Raw genomic sequence first — 2,422 nt, forward strand, 5'->3', positions numbered from 1 at the left:
TGACGGCGCACCCCTCCGCCCGCCAGAGTGTGGTTGTCATCACAGTGATCTGTCTCACACTGATCCGTCCTACGCACCCCCGGAGGGCCCATGTCATCCAGCGAGCCCACGGCGCCGGTCCCCACGGCCGCGCAGTTCCGCGCCGCGCAGCAGTCCGAGGAGTTCATCGAGCTCCGGCGCACCCACCGATCCTTCGCCTTCCCCATGACCGTGGCGTTCTTCGTCTGGTACCTGGTGTTCGTGATCGTCGGCGCGTTCTTCCCCGAGTTCATGGCGATCCGCCTCGGCGGCAACATCACCCTCGGCCTGATCCTCGGCCTGCTCCAGTTCGTCACCACGTTCCTGATCACCTTCGCCTACGTCCGTTTCTCCAACCGGACCCTGGACCCCCGCGCCACCGCGCTGCGTGAGCGCCTCGAGCGCGAGGCCGCCGGCGCCCACGAGAACCCGGAGGCCACGCGATGAGCGCGCTCACCCCCCTGCTCCAGGCCGCCCCGCAGACGGTCGGCAACCCCGCCGTGAACATCGGCATCTTCGTCGCCTTCGTGGTGGTCACCCTCGTGATCGTGATCCGCGCGTCCAAGACGAACGCGTCCTCGGCCGACTACTACGCCGGCGGCCGCGGCTTCTCCGGCACCCAGAACGGCACGGCCATCGCGGGTGACTACCTCTCCGCGGCCTCGTTCCTGGGCATCGTGGGCGCGATCGCCCTCTACGGCTACGACGGCTTCCTCTACTCGATCGGCTTCCTCGTGGCGTGGCTCGTGGCCCTGCTGCTGGTGGCCGAGCTGCTGCGCAACACCGGCAAGTTCACCATGGCGGACGTGCTGTCCTTCCGCCTGCAGCAGCGTCCCGTGCGCATCGCCGCCGCCTTCGGCACCATGGCCGTCTGCCTCTTCTACCTCCTGGCCCAGATGGCCGGCGCCGGCGGCCTGGTGTCCCTGCTGCTGAACATCAACGACCGGGCCGGCCAGGCCCTCGTGATCGTGATCGTGGGCGTGCTGATGATCGTCTACGTGCTGATCGGCGGCATGAAGGGCACCACCTACGTGCAGATCATCAAGGCGATCCTGCTGATCGCCGGCGCGGGGATCATGACCGTGTGGTCACTGGCCCTGTTCGGCTTCGACTTCAACGCCATGCTGGGGGCCGCCGTCGAGATGAACCCGAAGGGCGAGGCGATCCTCGAGCCGGGCCTGCAGTACGGCGCCAGCGCGCTGACCCGCCTCGACTTCGTGTCCCTGGGCATCGCGCTCGTGCTCGGCACCGCCGGCCTGCCGCACGTGCTCATGCGGTTCTACACGGTGCCCACCGCCAAGGAGGCGCGCAAGTCCGTGGTGTGGGCCATCGTCCTCATCGGCGCGTTCTACCTGTTCACCCTCGTGCTGGGCTACGGTGCCGGCGCGCTGATCGGCCCCGAGCGCATCCTGGCCGCGCCCGGCGGGCAGAACTCCGCGGCCCCGCTCCTGGCGTTCGAGCTCGGCGGCTCCATCCTGCTGGGCCTGATCTCGGCGGTCGCGTTCGCCACCATCCTCGCGGTGGTCGCGGGCCTGGCCATCACGGCGGCGGCGTCCTTCGCCCACGACGTGTACGGCTCCGTGATCGCCAAGCACCCGCTCACCCCGCAGGAGGAGGTGCGGATCGGCAAGATCACCGTGGTGGTGATCGGCGTCCTGGCGATCGTCGGCGGCATCGCCGCCCAGGGCCAGAACGTGGCGTTCCTCGTGGCGCTCGCCTTCGCGGTGGCGGCCTCGGCGAACCTGCCGACCATCCTCTACTCCCTGTTCTGGCGGCGCTTCACCACCCGCGGCGCGGTGTGGTCGATGTACGGCGGACTGCTCTCCGCGATCATCCTGATCGTCCTGTCCCCGGTGATGTCCGGGACGCCGACCTCGATGATCCCGGGCGCGGACTTCGCGGTGTTCCCGCTGAAGAACCCGGGCATCGTCTCCATCCCGCTGGCCTTCTTCCTCGGCTGGCTCGGCTCGGTGACCTCGTCGCGCGCCGAGGACCCCGACAAGCAGGCCGAGATGGAGGTCCGCTCCCTCACCGGCATCGGCGCCGAGAAGCCGGTGCAGCACTGATCCGCGGCTGACCCGGTCCCACGGGGGCCGGCGGGGCGGGACGTCGGGGTGCGGCGTCCGTCCGGCCGGCCCCCCGTCCGTGTCCAGGCCCGACTGGCATCATGGCGGGGTGACGCACGGATCCCTCACCGACTACACGCTGCCCGCCCCCGCCCCGGCGGACGACGACGGCGCCCCGCGCGCCGTCGCCCTGATCGGCTCCACGGGCTCGATCGGCACCCAGGGCCTCGACGTGATCGCCCAGGACCCCGCCCGGCTCCGGGCCGTCGCGCTCGCGGGCGGGGCGAACACGACCCTGCTGGCCGAGCAGGCCGTGCGCTTCGAGGTCGAGGCGGTGG

The 2,422-nt window shown here is 70.6% G+C and carries 2 protein-coding genes and 1 pseudogene; all 3 read left to right on the top strand.

From position 1 onward, the window contains the following. The first annotated feature begins 90 nt into the window (after positions 1 to 90). A complete protein-coding gene (locus tag D8M29_RS11005) occupies positions 91 to 465 on the top strand; it encodes a DUF485 domain-containing protein (RefSeq protein ID WP_041104222.1) in 375 nt (124 codons plus the stop codon). Further along, a complete protein-coding gene (locus D8M29_RS11010; RefSeq protein WP_041104224.1) occupies positions 462 to 2,084 on the top strand; it encodes a cation acetate symporter in 1,623 nt (540 codons plus the stop codon). The genes D8M29_RS11005 and D8M29_RS11010 overlap by 4 nt, the downstream gene beginning before the upstream one ends. A 109-nt stretch (positions 2,085 to 2,193) precedes the next feature. Further along, positions 2,194 to 2,422: pseudogene (locus D8M29_RS11015) on the top strand (1-deoxy-D-xylulose-5-phosphate reductoisomerase); the annotation flags it as partial.

This window comes from Micrococcus sp. HSID17227 (assembly GCF_003989405.1).
Taxonomy (GTDB): Bacteria; Actinomycetota; Actinomycetes; order Actinomycetales; family Micrococcaceae; genus Micrococcus; species Micrococcus luteus.

What these genes read in the sequence shown, in the direction of transcription:
- D8M29_RS11005 (WP_041104222.1), top strand. Translation starts at nt 91, where the DNA reads ATGTCATCCAGCGAGCCCACGGCGCCGGTCCCCACGGCCGCGCAGTTC.
- D8M29_RS11010 (WP_041104224.1), top strand. Translation starts at nt 462, where the DNA reads ATGAGCGCGCTCACCCCCCTGCTCCAGGCCGCCCCGCAGACGGTCGGC.